1 protein-coding gene is annotated in these 694 nt (G+C 41.9%); it reads left to right on the top strand.

The features are described from left to right. Positions 1-7 precede the first annotated feature (7 nt). Positions 8-694: aconitase family protein (locus B2X72_RS05225; RefSeq protein ID WP_286848472.1), on the top strand; the 687-nt coding region annotated here is incomplete at its 3' end.

Genomic DNA, 694 nt, shown 5'->3' with positions numbered 1-694 from the left:
ACAAAAAATGGAATTTATCAAAGCGGGTGGTTCTTATGCGATCGTTTTCGGTAAAAAGATACAGACTTTTGCCGCTGCTACGCTGGGCATTCAGGCACCTACAGTGTTTGCTCCATCAAAAGAAATCACGATTGAAGGACAAGGGTTGACTGCTGTAGAGAAAATTTTTAATAAAAATGCGGTTGGTGTAACTCCAGGTAAAGTGTTACATGCCGGTTCTGACGTTCGCGTTAAAGTAAATATTGTTGGTTCTCAGGATACAACAGGTTTGATGACAGCGCAGGAGCTTGAAGCAATGGCTGCGACTGTAATTGCACCTACTGTAGACGGCGCTTATCAATCGGGTTGTCATACGGCATCGGTTTGGGATAAAAAAGCACAAGCGAATATTCCAAAACTGATGAAATTTATGAATGACTTTGGATTGATCACAGCACGTGACCCTCAAGGTGTATATCATTCGATGACAGACGTTATTCATAAGGTATTAAATGATATTACAATTGATGAATGGGCGATCATTATCGGAGGTGATTCACATACCCGTATGTCTAAAGGTGTTGCTTTTGGTGCTGACTCTGGTACGGTGGCGCTAGCTTTAGCGACAGGTGAAGCTTCTATGCCAATCCCAGAATCGGTAAAAGTTACATTTAAAGGCAGTATGAAAGAACACATGGATTTCCGTGATGTGGTT

The organism is Sphingobacterium sp. UBA7253 (genome assembly GCF_002472745.1).
In the GTDB taxonomy this organism is placed as follows: Bacteria; Bacteroidota; Bacteroidia; order Sphingobacteriales; family Sphingobacteriaceae; genus Sphingobacterium; species Sphingobacterium siyangense.
Note: the sequence above shows the minus strand (reverse complement) of the source record. Positions and strands in the feature narration are given on the sequence as shown.